19 protein-coding genes and 2 pseudogenes are annotated in these 22,819 nt (G+C 42.2%); 12 read left to right on the top strand and 9 right to left on the bottom strand.

From position 1 onward, the window contains the following. Positions 1-125: 125 nt before the first annotated feature. Positions 126-1,007 carry an IS982 family transposase gene (locus AB8P72_RS01695; RefSeq protein ID WP_369957932.1) on the top strand — a complete coding sequence of 294 codons (882 nt, stop codon included), beginning with the start codon at positions 126-128 and terminating at the stop codon, positions 1,005-1,007. 152 nt (positions 1,008-1,159) lie between these two features. Here AB8P72_RS01695 and AB8P72_RS01690 read toward each other — a convergent pair whose 3' ends face one another. The 4 genes and pseudogenes from AB8P72_RS01690 to AB8P72_RS01675 form a co-directional block, all read right to left on the bottom strand. Further along, complete coding sequence (locus tag AB8P72_RS01690) at positions 1,160-1,639, bottom strand: META domain-containing protein (RefSeq protein ID WP_102076412.1); 480 nt, start codon at positions 1,637-1,639, stop codon at positions 1,160-1,162. Positions 1,640-1,665: 26 nt separating this feature from the next. Continuing rightward, positions 1,666-2,154, bottom strand: coding sequence for an META domain-containing protein (locus AB8P72_RS01685; RefSeq protein WP_068408276.1), 489 nt, complete (start codon positions 2,152-2,154; stop codon positions 1,666-1,668). 248 nt (positions 2,155-2,402) lie between these two features. Next, a pseudogene (locus tag AB8P72_RS01680) lies at positions 2,403-3,167 on the bottom strand (IS3 family transposase); the annotation flags it as partial. Between the two features lie 324 nt (positions 3,168-3,491). Beyond that, positions 3,492-4,193 (bottom strand): annotated as a pseudogene (locus AB8P72_RS01675) (IS1 family transposase). A gap of 441 nt (positions 4,194-4,634) precedes the next feature. Between AB8P72_RS01675 and AB8P72_RS01670 the strand changes: the two are divergent. From AB8P72_RS01670 to AB8P72_RS01645, 6 genes are all read left to right on the top strand, one after another. Further along, positions 4,635-5,243: a rhomboid family intramembrane serine protease gene (locus AB8P72_RS01670; RefSeq protein ID WP_068406432.1), complete on the top strand. Its 609-nt coding sequence runs from the start codon at positions 4,635-4,637 to the stop codon at positions 5,241-5,243. Between the two features lie 106 nt (positions 5,244-5,349). Continuing rightward, entirely contained in the window at positions 5,350-6,306 is a 957-nt protein-coding gene (locus AB8P72_RS01665; protein ID WP_068406431.1) for a metallophosphoesterase, read from the top strand. Between the two features lie 119 nt (positions 6,307-6,425). Further along, complete coding sequence (gene purE / locus AB8P72_RS01660) at positions 6,426-7,004, top strand: 5-(carboxyamino)imidazole ribonucleotide mutase (protein ID WP_082894341.1); 579 nt, start codon at positions 6,426-6,428, stop codon at positions 7,002-7,004. A gap of 219 nt (positions 7,005-7,223) precedes the next feature. After that, entirely contained in the window at positions 7,224-8,588 is a 1,365-nt protein-coding gene (locus tag AB8P72_RS01655) for a 5-(carboxyamino)imidazole ribonucleotide synthase (RefSeq protein ID WP_068406426.1), read from the top strand. Continuing rightward, positions 8,588-9,037 (top strand): YaiI/YqxD family protein, encoded by a 450-nt coding sequence (locus AB8P72_RS01650; RefSeq protein WP_102077572.1) that lies wholly within the window; start codon positions 8,588-8,590, stop codon positions 9,035-9,037. Before AB8P72_RS01655 ends, AB8P72_RS01650 begins: the two co-directional genes overlap by 1 nt. Positions 9,038-9,359: 322 nt before the next feature. Beyond that, on the top strand, positions 9,360-9,998 hold the full coding sequence (locus AB8P72_RS01645; RefSeq protein ID WP_068406419.1) for an NAD(P)H-binding protein: 639 nt from the start codon (positions 9,360-9,362) through the stop codon (positions 9,996-9,998). 146 nt (positions 9,999-10,144) lie between these two features. On the opposite strand, the gene epmA is transcribed toward AB8P72_RS01645, so the two are convergent. The 3 genes from epmA to AB8P72_RS01630 form a co-directional block, all read right to left on the bottom strand. After that, positions 10,145-11,170, bottom strand: a complete 1,026-nt coding sequence (gene epmA, locus AB8P72_RS01640) for an EF-P lysine aminoacylase EpmA (protein WP_068406417.1) — start codon at positions 11,168-11,170, stop codon at positions 10,145-10,147. Positions 11,171-11,257: 87 nt separating this feature from the next. After that, complete coding sequence (locus tag AB8P72_RS01635) at positions 11,258-12,370, bottom strand: 4-phosphoerythronate dehydrogenase (protein ID WP_068406459.1); 1,113 nt, start codon at positions 12,368-12,370, stop codon at positions 11,258-11,260. 150 nt (positions 12,371-12,520) lie between these two features. After that, positions 12,521-13,678 carry an AI-2E family transporter gene (locus AB8P72_RS01630; RefSeq protein ID WP_068406415.1) on the bottom strand — a complete coding sequence of 386 codons (1,158 nt, stop codon included), beginning with the start codon at positions 13,676-13,678 and terminating at the stop codon, positions 12,521-12,523. Positions 13,679-14,634: 956 nt separating this feature from the next. On the opposite strand from AB8P72_RS01630, the gene AB8P72_RS01625 reads away from it, so the two are divergent. Next, complete coding sequence (locus AB8P72_RS01625; protein WP_102077573.1) at positions 14,635-16,338, top strand: NAD+ synthase; 1,704 nt, start codon at positions 14,635-14,637, stop codon at positions 16,336-16,338. A 295-nt stretch (positions 16,339-16,633) separates the two neighbouring features. Next, entirely contained in the window at positions 16,634-17,911 is a 1,278-nt protein-coding gene (locus AB8P72_RS01620) for a hemolysin family protein (RefSeq protein WP_193030047.1), read from the top strand. Positions 17,912-18,132: 221 nt separating this feature from the next. Here AB8P72_RS01620 and AB8P72_RS01615 read toward each other — a convergent pair whose 3' ends face one another. Next, entirely contained in the window at positions 18,133-18,897 is a 765-nt protein-coding gene (locus tag AB8P72_RS01615) for a YggS family pyridoxal phosphate-dependent enzyme (RefSeq protein ID WP_082894340.1), read from the bottom strand. Between the two features lie 261 nt (positions 18,898-19,158). On the opposite strand from AB8P72_RS01615, the gene AB8P72_RS01610 reads away from it, so the two are divergent. Together AB8P72_RS01610 and AB8P72_RS01605 are read left to right on the top strand one after the other, a co-directional pair. Beyond that, on the top strand, positions 19,159-20,214 hold the full coding sequence (locus tag AB8P72_RS01610; protein ID WP_068406410.1) for a type IV pilus twitching motility protein PilT: 1,056 nt from the start codon (positions 19,159-19,161) through the stop codon (positions 20,212-20,214). Between the two features lie 169 nt (positions 20,215-20,383). Further along, entirely contained in the window at positions 20,384-21,505 is a 1,122-nt protein-coding gene (locus AB8P72_RS01605) for a PilT/PilU family type 4a pilus ATPase (protein WP_068406407.1), read from the top strand. Between the two features lie 135 nt (positions 21,506-21,640). On the opposite strand, the gene fur is transcribed toward AB8P72_RS01605, so the two are convergent. Continuing rightward, entirely contained in the window at positions 21,641-22,075 is a 435-nt protein-coding gene (gene fur / locus AB8P72_RS01600) for a ferric iron uptake transcriptional regulator (protein ID WP_068406404.1), read from the bottom strand. 312 nt (positions 22,076-22,387) lie between these two features. On the opposite strand from fur, the gene AB8P72_RS01595 reads away from it, so the two are divergent. Then, on the top strand, positions 22,388-22,807 hold the full coding sequence (locus tag AB8P72_RS01595) for an outer membrane protein assembly factor BamE (protein WP_068406454.1): 420 nt from the start codon (positions 22,388-22,390) through the stop codon (positions 22,805-22,807). Positions 22,808-22,819: the final 12 nt, after the last annotated feature.

Here is a 22,819-nt window from a genome sequence, read left to right as displayed (position 1 = left end):
CATTTCAAAAATAACAATTATATAAACCCCAGTTCGGGATAAGGGCTCAAACAAAGATAAAAAAAGAAGTCCAAAGTTGCTAAAGTAAGTTTACCAAGACCACTTAAGCAAAAAGGACTTCTTACATGGACAACCTAACCGAACTATACTGCCATATTGACGACTTTTATCAGCAATTCAAACCTGAGTTTGAGGCTCACTTAATCGCAACGGGCCGTCAACGGCTAAGAGCATGCAAGATAAGTGTATCAGAGATGATGACCATCTTGGTACTGTTTCATCAACTGCGGTATCGACAGTTTAAGTCTTTTTACTACCATCACATGCTTGGCATGATGAAGCGGGAGTTTCCAAACTTGCCCAGTTATTCACGGTTTATAGAGCTGATACCACGCAGTATCATGCCATTATGTGCCTACTTGCAAAGCATGATGGGCGACTGTACAGGTATCAGCTATATTGATTCAACCAAGATAGCAGTTTGTCATAACAAGCGTATCTACCGTCATAAAGTCTTTGAAAGAATGGCAACCCGAGGCAAAAGCAGCATGGGCTGGTTCTATGGCTTTAAGCTGCACGCCATTATCAATCATAAGGGCGAGCTTTTATCTGTTAAAGTCACTGCGGGTAATACGGATGACAGAGTGCCTGTTAAGGATATGGCAACGTCTGTGTTTGGCAAGGTGTTTGGGGATAGAGGCTATATCAGTAAAGCACTAAACGAGTGGCTCACAAAACACAGTGATACCATGTTGATAACCAAACTTCGGCGTAATATGAAACCCCAATTACTTGAGCCTATGGATGAGGCACTACTCAATCATCGCTCTTTGATTGAAACGGTGTTTGGAGAGCTTAAAAACTTGTGCCAAATCGAACACTCACGCCATCGTAGTGTCACGGGGTTTATCACAAACTTGCTGTCAGGTTTGATTGCTTATTGCTGGTTTCCCTATAAACCCACCATCAAAAACATGCCTCAGCAGGGACAGGTAGCCACATTGTAAATAGTATCAATGAGTTACAATGTGGCTTATCCCGAACTGGGGTTATATAAGGTTTGTTAGACTAAATAGTAGTTTTGAGGTACCAAAATAACGTCCCACTAATTAATAGTGAGGCGTTATTTGTTTACAATTTACCAACTTATTTGACAGACTTACTTAGGAATAGCTTTAAAGCTAGCGACTTGATAGGCATTAGTAATGGTCAATACAGGATAATTGTTGGCAATTATGCTTATGCTGTATTTACCTTTTACGGTGTCCACGACCGCTTTATCAAAACTTGCTTGTGGTTCTGGGCAAGGCATTCTGGTACTTCTTATATTGCCTACCTGTACGTTGCCATTCACAACTTTATAACCAGCAGCCATGTTATTACAAGTATTCAATAGGCTAACAAAATTATTACCGTTCTCATTCGTAAATTCTAGAATTAGTGGGTTGTTTAGATCAAAGAATAGCTGAGGAACTTTAACGTTATTAGTCCCTTTGGCATCAACCAACTGCCAATTATAGGATTGTAAGAGATTTGGTGTGATTGTCTGTTCAACTGGCGCTGTCACGCTAGGAGTGGTCTGGCAACCAGCAGTTAACGTACCTACCGCTAAAACACTTGCCATCATTACTTTAGTCATGTTTTTCGTATAAAGGCCTGTAGTAGTTATTTAGAAATAGCTTTGAAATGAGCAACTTGATTAGCATTGGTAATGGTTAGAACAGGTAGATTTTTGCCAATTTCGCTTAAGCTATATTTACCTTGTACTGTTGCTAGTGTAGCAGTATCAAAACTAGCTTGTGGCTCAGGACATGCCATTAAGGTGCTGATACCATTTTGAATTTGGACGTTACCATCCACAATGCTGTATCCAGCGCTCATATTGTTACAGGTATTCATAAAAGCAACGCGGTTATCACCGTCAGCAGTCATGAAGTTTAAAATTAAAGGTTTCGCTGGATTGAAGAATAACTGAGTAACTTTGTCACCATCGCTACGATTGGCATCAATCAACTGCCAGTTATAGGCTTGTAGGGCATTTGATGTTACTGTTTGAGTAGTTGGAGTAGTCGTGCTAGGAGCATTTTGGCAACCAGCAGCCAACGTGCCTACTGCTAAAACACCCGCTATCATTATCTTAGTCATGTTCTTCATATAAGGCGCCTCTAATATACGAATTTGATACATTAGACGTCAGCATTATTGCAGAGGATAAGGATCGACAAAAGTAGAGATAACGATTTCAATACTATTTTTCTAAGGCGTTACATATGCATGATGTTTAACGAGATTTCTTCAAAGGTGTTTTTCATCCAGGTTGCAGCAGTATCGATATATAGTTCACAAAAAAATTAGAGTTTGGGTGAACCGCCGCGACTATATCAGAGGTTGATTTACTTGAGTCAGGCAGCGATGCCTGACAGGGTTAAATTATCATAATACCGCTTTTCAAACTCAAAGGGTGACACATAACCGATAGTGCTATGTAGACGCTTCATGTTGAACCAATCCACCCACTCAAGGGTTGCCAGTTCAACATCGTTCACACCAGTCCAGTTCTGCTTTAAATAATGAATCACCTCAGACTTGTACAGTCCATTGACCGTTTCAGCCAATGCATTGTCGTATAAATCGCCTGTTGTACCAACAGAAGCAATCACACCAGAGACCGTCATCTTATCGGTATAGCGAATAGATAAGTACTGAACCCCTCGATCACTGTGATGAATGACATCTTTGGGACTGTTTCTATCTGCTATTGCTTGGTTTAATGCCGCCATCACCATATCGGTATTCATCCGATTCGATACTTTCCAGTCCACAATAGCGCGAGCAAACACATCAATAATAAAAGCGGTATATACCCAATCGCTCAATGTCTTGATATAAGTAAAGTCTGCCACCCAGAGCTGGTTAGGGCGATGAGCGCTAAAGTTACGATTAACCAAGTCATCAGCACGCTTTTGATCATCACAGCTGTGAGTTGTTATTTTACCCTTACCGCGCTAGATATCTTGTAGGCCGTTCTGACTCATTAAACGCTCGACGGTACACCGAGCAACCTTTAACCCGTCAGCTTTCATCTGCTGCCATACTTTACACGCACCGTAACGGCATTTGCTGTCCTGCCAGATACGTTTAATCTTGCTGATGTAAAAGTCGTCATGCTGCTTCGATCAGCTTACGAACGGCGCGTTCTTTAATTTCAGGAGTGTAGGTTTGTCTTTTCATTGTCGTATTCTCTCAGAATGTTGAGCCTCCGAAAATCACGGGGCGGTTCAAGCCCAAGTTTTTATTATTAATAATTATTTTAGAATTAGATTGATACATCTAAGAAATTTTATGCTTTCTAAAAGCCGAAACTCTTTTAAAAATACAGTGTCAACTATAGGGTCTATCCTATATTACTATCGTTAAAAGCACTTTCTGATTGAAAGTCATTTATATTATTTTATTAAATATTTGGTGGTGTTCTAAAAAGTATGCTGACATCAGACATAGCCATAATTGACATAGAAGAATACCAAATCAAACACCTTAAAGTGGTTATCAAACTTCTTTGAGAAGCAACAGGTCTTTCGAACGGCTCGTCGCAATCGGTGTCTAAGGCGACAGTTATTACCTTCTATGCCTACCGTATGCTGCTTGCCGATTTGTTTCTTGTCAGGCTTGAATGCGGTTATAAAGCTATCCCAGTTATCCATGCTAATAGAACCATAGCTGACTTTCAGTTGTTTAAGACGGGCTCTTAGCTTCTTAGCTGTTTTCAGGTCACGTTTGCCCCAAACCTAAGCAACAATCTCATTGGTAGCGCAGTCATAAGCATAAATAAGCCAAACTTTACGCTTCTTGCGATATACGTAAGTCCAGAACTCATCAACCTCTAAGCGTTCATAATAGCGCTTTTTAGGTGTAATCTTATAGACCGATGAGCCTATGGTGCTAAGCACTTTACCAATACTAATAGAGGCTATAACGGCTATGTCTCTGACGCCGCAACCTCTAACCGTCATTAGCCGTATGATGTCTTCTATTTTAGAGTGACAGCCATGATAAGTTAAGGCATGGTCGCCAATGAATTGACGTTTGCAGTCCTTGCACTGGTAGTTCTGCTTGCCATAGCTTTTTTTGCCGTGTATCGAAAAACTGGGACTGTGACAGTCGGGGCAATTGATCTGTATTTGTGTCTTCATAACCTCAAATATATCATCTTGCTTCGGCTGTCACCCTCCTTTCATCTCCTCAGCATACTTTCTGACACACCACCCTTTTTTTTAAAATTTCAACAAACGTAAAACTGGATAAATATCACCGATTAATGATTTATTTTTGGTAAATATTTATTCTGTCGTTAAACGTTACGGTCAGTATACGAAGCATTACTTAGTTGCCTGTTACGCTGTAATATTATTCAATATAAACGATTATTAAAGCATAATTTTGTCGTCTATTGGTTTTTTGCCTTAGCATCACTGTTATTACTGTTATTACTGTTATTACTGTTATTACTGTTGGTGTAAGCCTTAGCTATTTTCAGCATCCATATTTAGTTATTTTTTATCCAACTTATTTGGTCTTTAAGCACTACGCTCTATAACACTGCCCCCTATCAGGCTCGGCCTAAGGACTCTCCTTTGTTCAACCACACGACGCTTATTATCATTATTACGGTTATTGTCAGTTTATTGGCGTGGCAAAACAAAACCCTGTTTAATCGGCTGATTTTTTATCCGCCGGCGGTGAATAACGGTCAATGGGATCGTTTTGTGACCCACGGCTTTATTCACGCCGATGCGATGCACTTGCTGTTTAATATGTTCACCCTGTACTTTTTTGGCCGGGCTATTGAAGGCTTATATCAGCCGTTTTTATTCGGTTATGGTTTTGTGGTTTTTTATGTGCTGGCTATCGTGATTGCCATGGTGCCAAGCTATCTTAAAAATAAAAAAAGCGCCAGTTATTTGAGCCTTGGTGCTTCGGGTGGGGTTTCAGCGGTGCTATTTGCATTTATTTTGCTGGCTCCGTGGGAAAAAATTTATCTATTCGCCATTATTCCTATTCCAGCGATAGTTTTTGCTGTCGCTTACGTCGCTTATAGTATTTACGCCGATAAACGCGGCGGCTCCAATATCAATCACATGGCGCATATGTGGGGCGGCGCATTTGGAGTGATTGCGACCATTATTTTAGAACCTCGCGTCTTGCCACACTTTTTAAATGCGCTATTGTCGCCTGGCCTTTAGAGCGGTTAGTTTTAGAATCTTTAGTTTTAAATTTGCTAATTGATAACGTTTGATGTTTTGCCCTAATTTGTATTTAACAACATGTTTAAGAATTTGATAAAGAATTATGATTATAGATATTATTGGTGATATTCACGGTTATGCAGACAAGTTGATTGGGCTGCTAAAACAATTGGGTTATGTGCATAATGGCAGCCACTTTGTACCGCCGTTAGGGCATCGGGCGCTCTTTATTGGTGACCTGATTGACCGTGGTTCGCAGCAGGTAGCTACTCTTGAAATTGTTTTTGCGATGCTAGATGCAGGCGTGGCCGATGCGGTGATGGGCAATCATGAATACAACGCCTTGGCTTTTGCGATGCTTGACCCAAAGCAGCCCGAGCGCTATTTACGCTCGCATAGCGATGTTCATGTACGCCAACATGAAGCGTTTTTAGCCGAAGTGTCCTTTGGCTCAGAAGCGCATCAATACTGGTTGCAGCGCTTTTATGAGATACCGCTTTGGCTTGAGACCGATTATGCCTGTTTTGTCCACGCTTGCTGGGATGTCGATAGCATGGCGGTATTAAAACCTTTATTAACTACTGATAATTGCCTAACCCCCGAAGCGGTCATTGCCAGCTCACAAAAACATAGCCCCGCCTATGAGGCGCTTGAGCGTGTGTTAAAAGGTGTGGAAACTGCGTTACCTGAAGGTTTGGTTATGGTCGATAAAGACGGTGCAGCGCGCTCACAAGTACGCGTGCGCTGGTGGCTTGATGAGCTAAATAAGCGGCCTATACATGAAATCGCCCGTGCGCCAAAATCGGGCTTGGCGCAGATTCCAAACGATGCCATGGCAGAGAACATTGAATTTGCCCTTAAAACGCACAAACCCGTGTTTGTTGGGCATTATTGGCTCACTGGCAATCCTGAACCATTGAGCAACCAAGTGGTTTGCACCGATTATTCAGCAGCCATAGATAGCGGTTATATGACCTGTTATCAGCTGGATACTGAGCTGCCATTACCATTGAAAGCCAGTAACTTTGTGCAATATCGCCATGATGAAGGCCCATTATAAATCGATAAAACCGCGACATAAAAAACTGCTATTTAGTCAGCTTTGACATTAAACGACAAACTTGGCTTTACGAAGGCAGCAAAACTTTTGTATGATGGTCTTTTTGAGGATATCAAAGCATGTGCACCACCTCCGCTACTGTGAACCCTACTACACAAAACGCTGCTATTGAGCAAAACGGCCCCATTACCTCCCCTGCTGGTCAACCAAAAGTTGGCATTATCATGGGCTCGCAGTCGGATTGGGCGACCATGAGTGCAGCGGCGCAGTTGCTTGCTGACTTTGATATTGCCTTTGAATGTGAAGTGGTGTCAGCCCATCGTACGCCAGATAGATTGTTCGATTATGCCAAAAGCGCGAAAAATAACGGTTTGCAGGTGATTATCGCTGGAGCGGGCGGCGCCGCGCATCTGCCCGGTATGTGTGCCAGTCAAACGCCGCTGCCTGTGTTTGGTGTGCCTGTTAAATCATCGATGCTTAGCGGTTGGGACAGTCTGCTTTCTATCGTGCAAATGCCAAAGGGCGTGGCTGTTGGCACCTTAGCCATTGGTACTGCTGGTGCCTATAATGCGGCCCTCCTTGCCATTCAGGTGCTGGCCTTGCATGATGAATCGCTTGCCACTAAGCTTGATAACATGCGTCAAGCGCAAACAGAGACCATTCTTGCAAGTCCAACACCCGGTATTATTAATCAATAAAGTAAGCAAGATGAGTTAACCTTTTAGCAAAAACTGCTGTTATCAATACTCTTGCTAGTAATATTTGATACTTACCATGCGCTAAACTTGATATTTATAGCCAAATGAGTTTTACTAAAGATAAGGTGCATACGGTGCACCTTTTCCTATTTCTAACCTTAATTTTTAGCCAATCATTTACTAAAAATCCTTATTCATTTTAAATGTAAAGAGCCTGCCATGACTACCGCCAATGCTTATCCTGTTACCCAAACCATCCGTACCATCGGTATTTTAGGCGGCGGTCAGCTTGGTATGATGCTCGCCCAAGCTGCCCTGCCGCTCGGTTATCAGTGCGTGTTTTTAGAAGACAACGCCGACTGCCCTGCCAGCCTTTACGGAAAAGTTTTTTCTAGCGAGCAATTAGATGAATTTATCGCGGCAGCTGACGTCTTTACTTTAGAGTTTGAAAACACGCCAACGGCGACTGTCGAGCAGTTAGCGCATCTATCAAAATCAGGCAGCAAACAAGGCATGTTTCCGCCACCGCTTGCCCTTGATATCGCCCAAGATCGCTTAAAAGAAAAAGGCATGTTTAATGAGCTTGATATCGCCACCGTACCATTTATGGCGGTCAATTCTGAAGCTGAATTGAAGCAAGCTTGCGCTGAGCTAGGATTGCCGATAGTGCTCAAGACCAGCCGCGGCGGTTATGATGGTAAGGGTCAGTTTGTCATCAAAGAAGACAGCGATATCAAAGCCGCTTGGCATGAGCTAAAAGACGCGGTTAGCGGTAAAGGTTCATTAACCCCAACGCCTGCGCCATTAATTGCAGAGGGCTTTATTAACTTTAGCCGTGAAGTGTCTATCATTGCCGTACGCGCGCAAAATGGTCAGGTGCGCTGCTATGATTTGGTCGAAAATCACCATCATCATGGTATCTTAGCCAAAACTCGCGCCCCAGCCGTTGGTACCAGCCATTTATTTCAGCAAGCAACCGATGCCATTACCACGGTGATGAATCACTTGGGTTATGTCGGTGTGATGGCGCTTGAGCTGTTTGTGAGTAAAGATGCGCGCGGTAACGATTATCTGCTAGCCAACGAGATTGCTCCGCGCGTCCATAACTCTGGACACTGGAGTATCGAAGGTGCGATTACCAGTCAATTTGAAAACCATATCCGCGCGGTGGTCAATCTGCCCTTAGGCGATACCGACAACGTCCATCCAGCAATTATGCTCAACGTCTTAGGTCAATATCCTGATATCAGCGCGGTGCTCAATATCGATGGCGCCCATTATCATAGCTACCATAAGGCTGAGCGCGAAGACCGTAAAATTGCCCATATCACCTTGATGCCAAATGACGTGGCGGATTTAGAACCTGCGCTAGCAAAACTGGTTGCCGTCTTACCAAATAAAGTGGGGCTTGATAAAAAACTGGCGCCAACCATGACCGATAAGCAAGCACTTGTATCTGTACCAGAGCAATCTACCAATGCCGAAACTGAGCGTACTTTAGAAAATACTAAAAGTGACGTGAAAGGTAGTCAAAAAGATGCCTTAGCAGAGGCATTATTAAAGACCGATAAGGCTGAGAAATAATGCAGATTTGGGTAGATGCCGATTCGGTGCCATTGATTGCTAAAGACTTAATCATCAAAACGGCTGAACGTACCCAAACGATGGCGATATTTGTTGCCAATCAGCCGATTAAATTGCGCAAATCACCGCTGCTTGTCATGACCGTGGTGCCGTCAGGGTTTGATAAAGCTGATGATTATATCGTCGAGCAAATCCAGCCAGGTGATTTGGCCATTACTAGCGACATTCCTTTGGCCAATGACATTTTGGATAAAGGCGGTATGGTTTTGACCACCCGCGGTGTGGTTTATGATAAAAACAATATCAAGCAAAAGCTCAATATGCGCGACTTTATGGATACCATGCGCGGTACAGGCGTGCTTGAATTGCAAGAAATGAGCGGGCATAAACCTTACGGCGACCGCGACAAGAAAGCCTTTGCCGATGGTCTTAATCGCTTGGTTCGTTAATTGGTGCAGTCATTTCTTTTACTTATCAATTTGAAAACCCTACTTTTTAAAACTTCTTAAAAAATTTCTTATCTCTCTAAATATTAACCTTCACAAAGTCCATTCTTGCAAACCCTATACACTCCATAACCAAACACTATGCAATCAGCACGCTTCATAACGAAGTGTGCTCGTCATTATTGTTAGGCTATATGCAGCTCTTAAAACAAATTATTTTAAAAAAATAGTTTTTGATTAAACGGTTCTTGAATAATCAGTTTTAAAACATAAATCTTTAAATAAAGATAAAGCATATAAAATTCATATAATAATAGGAATGATAATGAAAATATTAGTAATTGGCGCTAGCGGTCGAGTGGGTTCTGATTTGGTTAAACAACTATTAGCGGATAACCATCAAGTGATTGGCACAACCCGTCAAGATGAAAAATTATTTAGCGATAACAATTATAGTCAGTTAGATTTAGATATTACTGCTGAGAAAGACGCCATTCAACAGCAAATTAAATCAGATATCGATGCGGTTTATTTTGTTGCCGGCTCTGGTGGGAAAGATGTCTTAGAAGTCGATTTGCATGGCGCGGTTAAGACGATGCAAGCGGTTCAAGATAAAGGTATCAAACGCTATATCATGCTAAGCACGGTATTTTCCCTAGATACCAGTAAATGGAACCAGCCTGGTATTGCCGATTTAAAAGAATACTATATCTCTAAGCATTACGCCGATCAGTGGTTGGTTAAGAATAGCAGTCTTGATTACACCATTGTACAAGCAGGTGCGCTAAAAGAACGCGCTGGTACGGGTAAAATCATTATTAATGATGATAATGCGGGCGAAAACGCTATTGAAGATGTGGCCATGACGTTAGCAGCGGTACTTAATGCTGATAATACGATTAAAAAAGTCTTTAGTATGCATAATGGTGAGACTGCCATCGATGCAGCGCTGGCTAAACTTTAGTAAGTAAAAGCTATAACAAATAATAAGTAGTTTGTAGTGTAATAAAAAGTACAAAAATAAAAAAACACGTAAGCCCTGGTTTACGCGCTTTTTTCTTATGGGTTTTTTAATCATTGGCGACTATGTCAAAATCTACTAGCAAGCAACTAAGCTAGGCCACTTGGAAATGGAATGACGTCTTCTAAGCTGCTAGCGCCTGTGATGACCATCAGTAATCTATCAATACCGACAGCGATACCGCTACAAGGTATTAAGTCATCAGATGCTGCTAATAAATGCTCATCGATTGGCATTTGCGGCAGATTATGCTGCTTGCGCAATTGATTATCACGCTCAAATCGCGCTCTTAACGCCTGCCCGTCCGCCAGCTCATCATAAGCATTGGCAATTTCAATACCGTTAATATACAGCTCAAAGCGCTTGGCCACTGTATTACCGTCTTTATCGATGGCCGTCTTTGCTAGTGCTGCCGTCGCAGGCGGATATTCTATAATCAATGTCGGCAAATCGTGCCCCAAATTTGGCTCGACGGCATGACTAAACAATAAATCTAACCAACTTTGGCGAATATCTTCTTCACTATTGCTGGCACCATTTTCTGCACTATTAAAATCAAACCCTGTTAAACCTTTGTCTTCTGCCACCGCTTGTAGCGCGGCAAGATTCGCCGTTAAGGGATGAATACCCACAAAATCCATAAAGGCATCGACGTAACGATAATGGCTTAGCACAATCGGATAACCGTAAAGCGCTTCCAATAGCTCGCCCAATTCAGTGCCCATGTCCTCTAGACTATAGTTCGGCTGATACCACTCAAGCATAGTAAATTCAATATTGTGGCGCACGCCTATCTCGTTATCACGAAATACCGGACAAATCTGATAAATGGGCATCTGCCAGCTGGCAAGTAGGCGCTTCATGGCAAACTCAGGCGACGTATGCAGATAATAGGTACAAGGTTTATCTTGATACGTGACCTGCGCCGCTACCGACTGTAAAAAGGTATCGGTATTACCCGCTTGTGAGAGCAACGGCGTCTGCACTTCAAGCACGTGGCGACTGGCAAAAAACTGCCGAATAGCATTGATAAATTGCGCGCGCCTTTGTGCCATCGCTAATGTCATCGTTGGCGCATAACTGGGTTTAGAGGAAAGGTTATTTGCTTGGGTCATTACTCTCTACTGTAGTTTTCGAATAAAAAATCAAATAATTAAAATAGGCTTTGAAATTGAGTTTTAATCTTTAAAGCTGGTTGTCTTCTAAAACTGCCATTCGCGACGTAAATGATAATCTCGGCGCAATTGATCAAAGTCAGTACCCTTTATTTGTCCGTCTATTAATTTATCTCGCAGTGCCGCATCATCTGCCATGATGTCATAAAATTTCACCAATCTATCTGGATGCGCCTTTAATTCAGACCATAAAAACATATTGAGTGGCAGCAATTTATGCATGGTTTGCACAGGGGTCACTGTTAATTTTTCACACAGCGCATCATAAATCATTTGCGTACCGCGGAGCTTACCCTCCAAGGTATAGCCAGCAATATGTGCTGTGGCAATCGCAAGTTTCGATAGCAAACTTTCCGCTATCTCAGGCTCATGCTCAAACACATCAAGCACCACTTGGCGTCCAGTACGGGCAATATCTGCCTGCAAATCACCGGCATTAATCACTGGTCCACGCGCGCTATTAATCAACAAAGTATCTACTGGCATCGCAGCCAATGCTTCTTTATCAATTAAATGACGAGTTGGATAGTCGCTACCATTAGGATTAGTGGCATCTTTTTTATCGGTTAACGGCACATGCAAGCTAATTACATTACTTTGGCTCAATACTTGCTCAAAGCTGGCGTTATTGATGTTCGATGCAGGCAGTAGCGGATCGTAACCCAATACTTGCCAGCCTAAATCATGGGCATATTGCGCAAGAGTACTACCAATATTACCCAGTCCGATAATGCCCAAGGTCGCGGGCGGCGTCGATTGCTGCCAATATTGCGGACGTAAAGTTAAGATAGCGGTCAATACGTACTGCGCAACCGAGTGCTTACTGCAACCTGCGGCATTGGCAAAGGTGATATTGCGCGCTGCCAAATAGGCTTGATCGACATGGTCGGTTCCAATCGTCGCCGAACCAACAAATTGAACGCTATTATTGTTTGCCAATAGCGGCTCGCCTACTGGCGTCACCGAGCGTATCAACAGCACATCAGGTTGACACTCTGCAAGCAAATCGGCATTGATCGCGCGCCCAGCAACGCTAATAATATTTACTGGTCGTTTATTATGTTGCCCAAGCGTCGACGCATTAAAAAACTCATCAAGGCTAGCGATATTGCTATCAGCAACGATAGTTAGAGGACGCATATTTTCATTATTTGAAGCGCTCGCATGTGGCATTTTTAAACATCCCTATTTCTAAAGGTTTATTATCAATGATTGCTGGATTAGCAAGGTGTATTTTTTATAGGTTGGTTTTAATAGTTTTTAAATTGCTGTTTAAATTAAGCACATACCCTAATCCGTAGAAACAATATTTTCGTCTTTATTATTTTGTGCCGTAACTTTTGGTTGCAGCTGGGCGTCAGCAAGCATATCTTCGTGCTGCGCAAATAAATCATTCTTATGCTGCGATATCCATTCACGCCATACTGCAAGGCCGATTGCCAATACCACAGGACCAATAAACAAGCCGACAAAACCAAACGCCGTCAGACCGCCCAATACTCCGATGAAAATAATAATAAAAGGAATTTTGGTCGCACCGCTGATGACGATAGGACGTATAAGATTATCAACCCAGCTGATAACCAGTATACCCCAAAGCGCCAAACCAATCCCTTCTACGGTATGACCTTGGCTTAATAACCAAATCGATACCCCGCCCCAAACAAATGGCGTACCAAATGGGATCAAAGCGATAATAAAAGTGACAATGGTCAGTAGAATAGGACTTGGTGCACCAGCGAAATAATAACCAATACCAGCGAGCAAAGCCTGAGCCAATGCGGTCAAACCAATGCCATAGACTACCGCGCGCGTGGTCGTACCGACCGAATCAATATAACCATCGATGCGATTGCCAATGATATTGCGTAAGGCTTGGCGGATTTGACGTACCAAACTGGTACCATCGCGATAAAAGAAAAACAGCGTCATCAGCGCCATCCCCATTTTGGCAAGACCACTGAAAACGACATCGAACGCGACTTTGCCATAATATAGATGCGACTGTACCCACAGACGAAAGGCCTCTAGCGTGCCTTCTGGGTTTTTATTAATTCTCCACAACACATCTTTGACTTGCTGTCCGATGACGGGTAAGTCCTTGATAGAGTCTGGCACATCCAAATAGCCAACCTTGATACGATAAATTAAGTTGCTAATCAGGCTTAAGGCTTCTTGCTGCAAAATAAAGATACCAGCAACGAGCGGCAGACCTATCATCAATGTGATGCTCACCGTCATAATAGCGGCGCTAAAGTTTGAGCTAAAGCGAACGCGCTGATGAAAAAAATTATAAATAGGAAAGGTGACGTACGCCAAAATCGCTGCCCACAGTGCCGGTACAATAAAAAACTGTACGACTTGAAAGCACAATACAATCAGCACCACCAGCAAAGTAATAGCCAATAAGCGCTGAATAATAAATTCTTTTGTCCAGTTTTCGATCATAGCGTATAAACCAAGAGCGGGCAGCAGACAGCCAATTTGGCGCTGCTGTAACGTTTATAAATAGGTGGATAAAAATCACAGACCGTGTCCATTATTTATATCCCTTAGCGAGTGTGTTGCGTTATAAATTCTACGTTGTCAGCTTTGCGAGATATTTGCTTCATAAATTAGGCGAAATCATTGCGGAAAATAAGTCTAATAATAGCGCTACCGTACCATAGCGCGCTTTTATAAACATGTTATTTGGTTATAAAAAACAGTATTCATCTATAAAAATAATTGTGATTCATAAAATCGCTCTTAACTTGCCATTTCTCTATATTTAGAAGAGTAAGCCCAAACATAATAACGGCTTATTATGCCTCAAAGCCTGCCAAATAAATAAGGCTATGTTGTAATCTTTACTTACAATTACCTGCACGCTATCGGCACCAATATTATTAAGTATTAATAGGTACTTTCAAAAATACCTTATTAGAATCATTGCTTTAAAACAATAGTTATTTATCTGCTTTTTAATTACTTGTACGCTGACAACTTGCGCGCTAAATCACTGTGCAGTTCTATTTGTGCAGACAATTGATGTTATACTAAAGGGATTAATTTGCACATTTAAACGCTGTTAAGCAGGTTTGCTGTTATTGGTTTATAGCAAAATCAGCCCTAGCGTTATTAACACTATTTCTGAAAACCTTTATTGATTACCCTATTCTAAGCGGTTTTAAGCACTACCATTTAGAGCAGCGCCGCATATTTTAGTAATACCGATATTCATTGTATTAATGGCTATCCAAGTGCCGCGCTCAGCATAGGCTCACGATTTATGAGCCTTGATATGGGGGCATAAGTGCATACTCATATTTTGCATTACTTTCATAACCTATTTTGCTTTGGTTTTATTTAAAACCCAGCTAGATTCAATACATTTACACAACCTATTGATAGGAACAATAACAATGTCAAAAGACACCACCAAAGATACTGACAATCCCAACTTTAATTCGTCAAACGAGGCCAATACAGGCTCTAAATCGCAAGACAGCGTTACTTTTGCGTTAGCACAATCGCATTTTTTGGTCGGCGATATCACCGCCAATGCTGAAAAAATGCGCGCCCTTGCCCTACAAGCCCGTGAGCAAGGCGCTGATGTCATCATTTTCCCAGAGCTTGCTTTATTAGGCTATCCTCCGCAAGATTTGCTGCTACGTCCTAGCCTATCTGGCCGTGTCAAAAGCGCGCTGTCTAGCCTGAGTGATATCGATGATATCGTGATGATCGTGGGCTATCCGCATGTCGATCATCATGGTACCTTTAACTCGGCTGCGATTTTGCATAACGGTCATCAAAAAGGCTTTTATCATAAGCAAATCTTACCAAATTATGGCGTTTTTGATGAGCGTCGTTATTTTGATAAAGGTCGCAATCAAGTCTTATTTGACTATAAAGGCATCACCATTGGTCTGCTAATCTGCGAAGATTTGTGGGAAAAAGGTCCGATTGCCGAGCTTAAAAAACAAGGTGCTGACCTTGTGGCCTGCTTAAATGCCTCACCGTTTGAAATTGAAAAACAAGACAATCGTAAAACCATGCTCGCCAAACGTAGCCGCGAAAATAACTTGCCGATTATTTATCTTAATGCCGTTGGCGGGCAGGATGATTTGGTATTTGACGGCGGCTCTATGGCCATCCAATCTGACGGCAGCGTTGCTCATGAAGCGTCGCGCTTTATGAATCAGCTTATGCTGACGACGTTTGACGTAAAAACCGCAAAATTCGATACGCAAACAAAAGCGCCGTTGTCATTGAGCCGCGAGTCGGAGATGTACCAAGCGTTGGTCGTCGGTTTGCGTGATTATGTCAACCTATCCGGCTTTACTGGTATTATCGTTGGCTTGTCGGGCGGTATTGATTCTGCGTTAACCTTGTGTATCGCTGTCGATGCGCTGGGCGCTGATAAAGTTTATGCGGTAATGATGCCGTACGAATATACTTCTCAAATCAGTTTAGAGGACGCGCAAGCGCAAGCGCGCCGCTTAAACGTTTCTTATACGGTTTGCCCGATTTTTGATGCCGTTGAAGGCATCCGTCATACTTTAGCGCCATTATTTAACAAATCGCCTGCTGATACCACCGAAGAAAATATCCAAGCGCGCGCTCGCGGTGTGGTACTAATGGCCTTGTCTAATAAATTTGGGCATTTAGTCATCACTACGGGTAATAAATCAGAGCTAGCAGTTGGTTACTCGACTTTATACGGCGATATGGCAGGTGGTTTTGACGTACTAAAAGACGTTTATAAAACGCAAGTTTATAAGCTTGCCAGCTACCGCAACCGTTTAGAAGACACGCCAGTTATTCCTGAGCGCGTCATCATACGTCCGCCATCGGCTGAGCTACGTCCTGATCAAGAAGACCAAGACAGCTTGCCAGACTATGACGTGCTAGATGGTATTTTGATGTCGTATATCGACGAAGATATGGGCTATCAAGATATTGTCGATAAAGGATTTGATGCCGATTTGGTCGCTAAGGTGATTAAGATGGTTGATAATAGCGAATTCAAACGTGCTCAAGCGCCGATTGGGACTAAAATCAGCCATAAAGCCTTTGGCCGTGAACGCCGTTTTCCTTTAGTCAATAAATGGTCGATAAAAGGCTAAGCGTCAACGACTAAAGTTGCTATTTCAATCTTTTAGATGTCTCTGTAGTCTGAATACACTATCCTTTAGATAAAGGCTAAAAGGTTGAATAACTTTACGTTTCTATATAATTTGATATAATATAATCAGAATGTTTTATAATAAGCTGGGTACTTACCCAGCTTTTTTAGTTTTTATTGATAAAGTTTTCTTTATATAAAACTCTTTGAATAAATAATTAAACCCAGTTCTCTACTTTTCTATATTTCAACTACTTTCAATTTAACTACCCTACCTATCGTTATCCGAGTCCGTCATGAGTTTGCTAACCGCTAGTATTTTTCTTTTATTATTACTGGCTTTGAGTGCCTTTGTTTCTGGGGCAGAAATTGCTATCGCTGCTGGTCGCAAGATTAAGCTGCAAATCATGGCAAAAGAAGGCGAAGTCCGCGCCCTTGATGTCCTGCATATGCAAGAAAATCCTGGTGGATTTATTACGGTAGTGCAAGTCATGCTTAATGCTGTCGCCATTTCAGCTGGTGCGGTTGGTGAGTCGGCGATTAGCCCGTATTTACAGCTGTTAGTCAAGAATGAAGCGGTGTCATCGGTTATCTCTTTCGTCGTGATTACCAGCTTATTTTCCCTACTTGCCGATTTGATGCCCAGACGTTTGGCGATGTCTAATGCAGAAGTTTTTGCAGTGCGGCTGGTACGCCCTATGATGGCGCTGACATTTATTTTTAAGCCCGTTATTTGGGTCTTTGATGGCGCAGCAAACCTGATTTTTGAGTTTTTTAGTATCTCAACCACACGCCAAGATGATATGACGCCAGAAGACATCTATGCGGTGATGGACGCGGGCGCCGAAGCTGGGGTAATTAAAAAACAAGAACATCATTTGATTGAAAATATCTTTGAGATGCAAGAACGTACCGTTACTTCGGTCATGAATCCGCGTGAGCATATCGTCTATTTTGATAGCAAAACCAGCACCGAAGAAGTGGTTGAGGTAATGATTGCCCAGCCACATAATAAGTTTTTAGTCTGCGAGGAAGACGATTTAGAGCAAATTATCGGCTATGTAGAGTCGCGCAGCTTTCTAGCTTTGGTGCTCAATCAGCAAGAAGTTAGCCTAACCGATAAAGCGCTATTAAAACCGGCGTTATTTGTACCTGACACCTTGTCTTTGTTTGAAGTGTTGGAGATGTTTAAATCGACCGGCGCTGACTTTGCCGTGATCGTCAATGAATATGGCTTGGTAGTTGGTGTCATTACCCTACGCGATGTGATGAGTATTGTCATGGGTGAGCTAGTCACGGTTGAGGAGCAGCCTATCGTGCAACGTACTGATAATTCTTGGCTCATCGATGGTATGACGCCCATTGAAGATGTGGTTCGCGCGCTCGATATCGTTAATTTACCGCACAGTCAAAACTATGAAACCATTAGCGGCTTTATGATGTATATGCTGCGTAAAATCCCTAAAAAAACCGATACCATCGAATACGCCAACTATCGCTTTGAGATAATCGCGACTGACAATCTGAAAATTACCCAGCTACTCGTCACTAAACTTGAAGAAAAAGTTTTGTAAAAGCTGCATTTTAAAGTGCACTTCACGATAAATAACCGTATAAATTTAGAGAGTTTGAACCCCACTCTCAACTTATTTTTCTAAGGTATTGGTTTACTTAGTTTTTAAAATTTCAGTTAAAACAATTAAAATTTTAAATTCTATAAAAATCAAAGGCCTACGATAAGTTGAGATTGGCGTAGTTTGACCCTCAATTAATGGATTTAATGACATTAGAATAATCAGCCACGCGCGCCAAATATGGCTGTGCCAACGCGTACCATCGTAGAACCATTGGCAATCGCGGCGCTCATATCATCACTCATGCCCATACTCAGCGTATCCCACTGCTTTAATTCCGGATATTCTCGCTTGATACTGTCAAATAATTGTTTGGTTCGAGCAAAGGCGTCGGTATTAGCTTTCGCTGGAATAATCATCAGCCCGCGCAATTGCAAGCGCTCGTAATCTTTAATCGTGCTTATCAAGTTTGGCAGCTCAGCTGGCAAACATCCTGACTTACTGTCCTCGTTATCAATATTGACTTGTATCAACACATTAAGCGCTGGCAGCTCGGCTGGGCGCTGCTCATGTAAACGTTTGGCGATAATCTCACGCTCAAGCGTTTGCACCCAATCAAAATTCTCAGCAATATCACGGGTTTTATTACGCTGGATACTGCCAATATAGTGCCAAACGATGTGTTCGCATTGTGGCTGTTGTCGTAAAGCTTGTATTTTCTCAATAGCCTCTTGCAAGTAGTTTTCACCAAAATCTCGTTGCCCTTGACGCGCCAACGTCGCAATCATCTCAGCAGGTTTGGTTTTAGACACTGCTAATAAAGTGATCTCGTCTTTCTGCCTTTGCGCCTGTACAGATGCTTGCGCCACCTGCTCGCTTACTTGCTGCCAATTTGCAATCAATTCTGCCGCATCAAAATCATCTTCATTGTTTTTTTTATCAGCTAAACTCGTAGCGTTGTTTTGTGGTGTAGAGGTAGTGTTCATAAAAAACTCACAGAAATATTAGGTGATTATTTTATTAATTATAAATAGAAGGAGCTATGAAATTAAGCAGTTAAAATTTTGATAAAAAACAGACATAAACTTATATTAACAAAACAAAGTATATTTGGATTATTTTTACATTTTATGCATATAGTAGATGGTTAAATAGTGGCATAGAATCGTAAAGTATCATAATTTCTAAGCGTTTCTTTGTCCATTCTTGTTTGGCTCATTTTTGTCTATCAATAGGGATATTCCACTATGGCTGAAAAGCATCGTTTAAACATCGAAGACTTGTTGCGCTTTACCGTTAAGCACAAAGCGTCGGATTTACATATTTCAGCCGGTATGCCAGCGATGATTCGTGTCGATGGTGAGATGACCCGTATTAATATGCCTGAAATGACGCATCAAGTGGTGCATCAGCTTATTTATGACATCATAAATGATAAGCAACGCGCTGACTTTGAAGAGTTCTTTGAGACCGACTTCTCTTTTGAGATTCCAAATCTAGCACGTTTTCGTGTCAACGCCTTTAATCAAAACCGCGGCGCTGGCGCTGTTTTTCGAACCATTCCTTCTAAAGTTCTCACTATGGAAGACTTAGGTATGGGTGACGTCTTTAAACGAGTATCCGACTTTAAACGCGGTGTGGTACTGGTCACGGGGCCAACGGGTTCAGGGAAATCTACCACGCTTGCTGCCATGATCGATTATATCAATGAAACCCGTAAAGAGCATATTTTAACCATCGAAGACCCGATTGAATTTGTTCATGAGTCTAAAAAGAGCTTGATTAACCAACGTGAAGTCCACCGCGATACTTTGGGTTTCGAGCCAGCATTGCGCTCGGCTCTACGTGAAGATCCAGACGTTATCCTCGTTGGTGAGTTACGTGACCTTGAGACCATTCGCTTGGCATTGACCGCCGCTGAAACAGGGCATTTGGTCTTTGGCACCTTGCACACCAGCTCTGCTGCCAAAACCATTGATCGCGTGATTGACGTCTTCCCTGCAGCCGAAAAAGATATGATACGGGCGATGCTCTCAGAGTCGCTACAAGCGGTCATCTCACAAACGCTACTACGCCGCCAAACCGGCGGACGTATTGCTGCTCATGAAATCATGCTGGGCACGCCTGCGATTCGTAACTTGATACGTGAGAATAAAATCGCGCAGATGTATTCTGCTATCCAAACTGGTGCTGGTGAAGGCATGATTACTCTTGATCAAACGCTTAAAAACTTGGTTTCAAAAGGCACAATCAGTAAAGATGTCGCTCGCCCTTATGCCAAGCAGCCTGAAGCCTTTATTTAGTATGGGTTTACATAGTATTAAAAGTTTTAATATAAATTTTTGTTAAAGTTATAGGTAAACGATGAAAAACTCTTACTCAGCTTTAGTTATTTTAACGGTTGTTGTTATTGCCCGCTTTAAAAGTTTATTGCAGCAGTTTTAAACTATATATTCCAAATGTAGGTACGTTATGGACATTGATAAGCTTTTACAATTAATGATTAATAAAAACGGCTCTGACCTTTTTATTACTGCTGATGTCGCGCCGTCCATGAAAATCAATGGCAAAATCTTGCCGGTGGGTAAAACGCCGTTAACCGCTGAGCAAACCATGAGATTGGTCAAAGGGGTGATGACCCCAAGCCAGCAAAAAGAATTTGACGAAACCAACGAGTGTCAATTTGCGATTTCAGATCAAGCGCAGCAAGCGCGCTTTCGGGTAAGTGCTTTTATTCAGCGCGACATGGCAGGGATGATTTTACGGAAAATCGAAAATAAAATCCCGACCGTTGAAGAGCTACGCCTGCCCCCAGCGCTAAAAGAGCTGGCCATGAAAAAGCGCGGTATTATTTTGTTGGTTGGGGCTACAGGTACGGGTAAATCAACTACCCTTGCGGCGATGATTGGCCATCGTAACCAGAATTCACACGGTCATATTATTACCATCGAAGATCCGATTGAGTTTGTGCATAAGCACCGCGGTTGTATCATTACCCAGCGCGAAGTTGGTATCGACACCCATTCTTTTGAGGCAGGTCTTAAAAACACCTTGCGCCAAGCGCCTGATGTGATTTTGATTGGTGAGATTCGTAACCGCGAAGTCATGAGCTACGCGATTCAATACGCTGAAACGGGGCATTTGGTCTTTGCAACTTTACACGCCAATAACGCCAACCAAGCGATTGACCGTATCATTCACTTTTTTGAAACCAGTCGCCATAATCAGTTGTTTATGGATTTATCATTAAACTTGCAAGCTATTATCGCTCAGCAATTGATTCCAACGCCTGATGGTAAAGGACGCCGCGCCGCTATTGAGATTTTATTAAACTCACAGCTGATCAGCGACTACATCCGTAAAGGCGAGGTGCACGAAATCAAAGATGTCATGACGCGCTCACGTGATAGCGGCATGCAAACCTTTGACCAAGCGCTGTTTGATTTATATAAAAATGGTGAAATCACTTATAAAGAAGCCATTCTGCACGCTGACTCCCCTAACGATTTACGCTTAAAGATTAAGTTAAGTGGTAAAAATGGCAACGTCAACTTAGATGAAGGCGCCGATAGTTTATCGTTAGATATCACTTGATATGGCACTACTTACCTAGAATTCCCCATAAAAAAGCCCTCATCAAATGTGAGGGCTTTTTTGGCGTTTAAGTTAATACTTGAATAGTAATAGACTATAAATTATCAATATCAGATAATTTTTTTTCTAAAACGCTTACTTAGCGTTGTCTCTACAGGCTTGATTATCACAAATACCGTACAGCACCAAAGAATGACCAGATAGCTTAAAGCCATGCTCTGCCGCTACTTTGGTCTGCTCTTCTTCAATGGTTTTGTTATGGAACTCGACGATTTTGCCGCAGACATCACAAACCAAATGGTCATGATGCTCTTCTTGAGTAATCTCAAACACTGATAAATTGTTTTCAAAGTTGTGGCGCTCAACGATACCCGCTTGCTCAAACTGGGTTAATACGCGATAAACGGTTGCCAGCCCCACATCTTCACCTTGGTCAATCAGTGCTTTATATACCTCTTCAGCACTCATATGATGCAGCTCCGCACTTTCGAGCAGCTCTAAAATTTTGATACGTGGTAACGTTACCTTTAAACCCGCTTTACGTAAATCTTGATTGGTAAAAGAAGCCATAATATCCCTTCTGACTATGAAAGTCTTAGCAAATGAATTCAAAAAACAGGAGTTAAATAAACATCAATAGTTAATAATAAGTGCTGATAAAATATAAAAACAATAAAAAATGAACGATTATGCAGAGCATTTTTTGCGAAAAATCGCTGCCAAGTGTTTGAATTTAAAATATAAATAATAAAGGCGGTAAAATAGCACTTGGTAAATAATGTCGTAAGTGGTAGGCAATTGCAAGTAAATGACGTATCATTTGTGCAAGATTGCCTGCAAGACCCACATTATCGGTTTTTAGCGGCGCCTAACCCATTTTTTATGAGTCATTTTACCATGATAAAGACCTTTAATTTTCGTTCGTTAAGCTCTGCAAACGCATTACGTAAGATTGCCATGACGACTATGCTCGGTGCTACTGTGGCTATGTCTGGCTGCTCGTTACTGAGTGTCTATAAGATTGACTTGCCCCAAGGCACTGCCATTACCCAAGCGCAAGCGCAAAAAGTGCAAGTGGGTATGAATCAAAATCAGGTGCTTTATATTCTTGGTAGCCCAGCAATCAGAGACACGCTCGCGCCAAAACGCTGGGACTACATTTACGACTATAAAGCCGGAACAGAAGGTCGCCGTAAAGGTATCGCCGATGTCAAAAATGCCAGCCAGCATTTGATTGTTTATTTCGATGATAATGGTATAGTGACCCGCATTGAAGGTATCGATAGCCTGCCTGCATCATAAGTCTGATAGAAA

The sequence above is a fragment of the Psychrobacter sp. CLB018 genome (genome assembly GCF_041222815.1).
GTDB lineage: Bacteria > Pseudomonadota > Gammaproteobacteria > Pseudomonadales > Moraxellaceae > Psychrobacter > Psychrobacter faecalis.
This window is presented reverse-complemented; position numbering and strand designations above follow the sequence as displayed.

Coding starts and splice junctions, on each gene's coding strand:
- AB8P72_RS01620 (WP_193030047.1), top strand. CDS start 16,634: ATGAGTTTGCTAACCGCTAGTATTTTTCTTTTATTATTACTGGCTTTG.
- AB8P72_RS01615 (WP_082894340.1), bottom strand. CDS start 18,897: ATGAACACTACCTCTACACCACAAAACAACGCTACGAGTTTAGCTGAT.
- AB8P72_RS01655 (WP_068406426.1), top strand. CDS start 7,224: ATGACTACCGCCAATGCTTATCCTGTTACCCAAACCATCCGTACCATC.
- AB8P72_RS01645 (WP_068406419.1), top strand. CDS start 9,360: ATGAAAATATTAGTAATTGGCGCTAGCGGTCGAGTGGGTTCTGATTTG.
- AB8P72_RS01690 (WP_102076412.1), bottom strand. CDS start 1,639: ATGACTAAAGTAATGATGGCAAGTGTTTTAGCGGTAGGTACGTTAACT.
- AB8P72_RS01650 (WP_102077572.1), top strand. CDS start 8,588: ATGCAGATTTGGGTAGATGCCGATTCGGTGCCATTGATTGCTAAAGAC.
- epmA (WP_068406417.1), bottom strand. CDS start 11,170: ATGACCCAAGCAAATAACCTTTCCTCTAAACCCAGTTATGCGCCAACG.
- AB8P72_RS01695 (WP_369957932.1), top strand. CDS start 126: ATGGACAACCTAACCGAACTATACTGCCATATTGACGACTTTTATCAG.
- AB8P72_RS01610 (WP_068406410.1), top strand. CDS start 19,159: ATGGCTGAAAAGCATCGTTTAAACATCGAAGACTTGTTGCGCTTTACC.
- AB8P72_RS01665 (WP_068406431.1), top strand. CDS start 5,350: ATGATTATAGATATTATTGGTGATATTCACGGTTATGCAGACAAGTTG.
- AB8P72_RS01605 (WP_068406407.1), top strand. CDS start 20,384: ATGGACATTGATAAGCTTTTACAATTAATGATTAATAAAAACGGCTCT.
- AB8P72_RS01685 (WP_068408276.1), bottom strand. CDS start 2,154: ATGAAGAACATGACTAAGATAATGATAGCGGGTGTTTTAGCAGTAGGC.
- fur (WP_068406404.1), bottom strand. CDS start 22,075: ATGGCTTCTTTTACCAATCAAGATTTACGTAAAGCGGGTTTAAAGGTA.
- AB8P72_RS01595 (WP_068406454.1), top strand. CDS start 22,388: ATGAGTCATTTTACCATGATAAAGACCTTTAATTTTCGTTCGTTAAGC.
- AB8P72_RS01630 (WP_068406415.1), bottom strand. CDS start 13,678: ATGATCGAAAACTGGACAAAAGAATTTATTATTCAGCGCTTATTGGCT.
- AB8P72_RS01625 (WP_102077573.1), top strand. CDS start 14,635: ATGTCAAAAGACACCACCAAAGATACTGACAATCCCAACTTTAATTCG.
- purE (WP_082894341.1), top strand. CDS start 6,426: ATGTGCACCACCTCCGCTACTGTGAACCCTACTACACAAAACGCTGCT.
- AB8P72_RS01635 (WP_068406459.1), bottom strand. CDS start 12,370: ATGCGTCCTCTAACTATCGTTGCTGATAGCAATATCGCTAGCCTTGAT.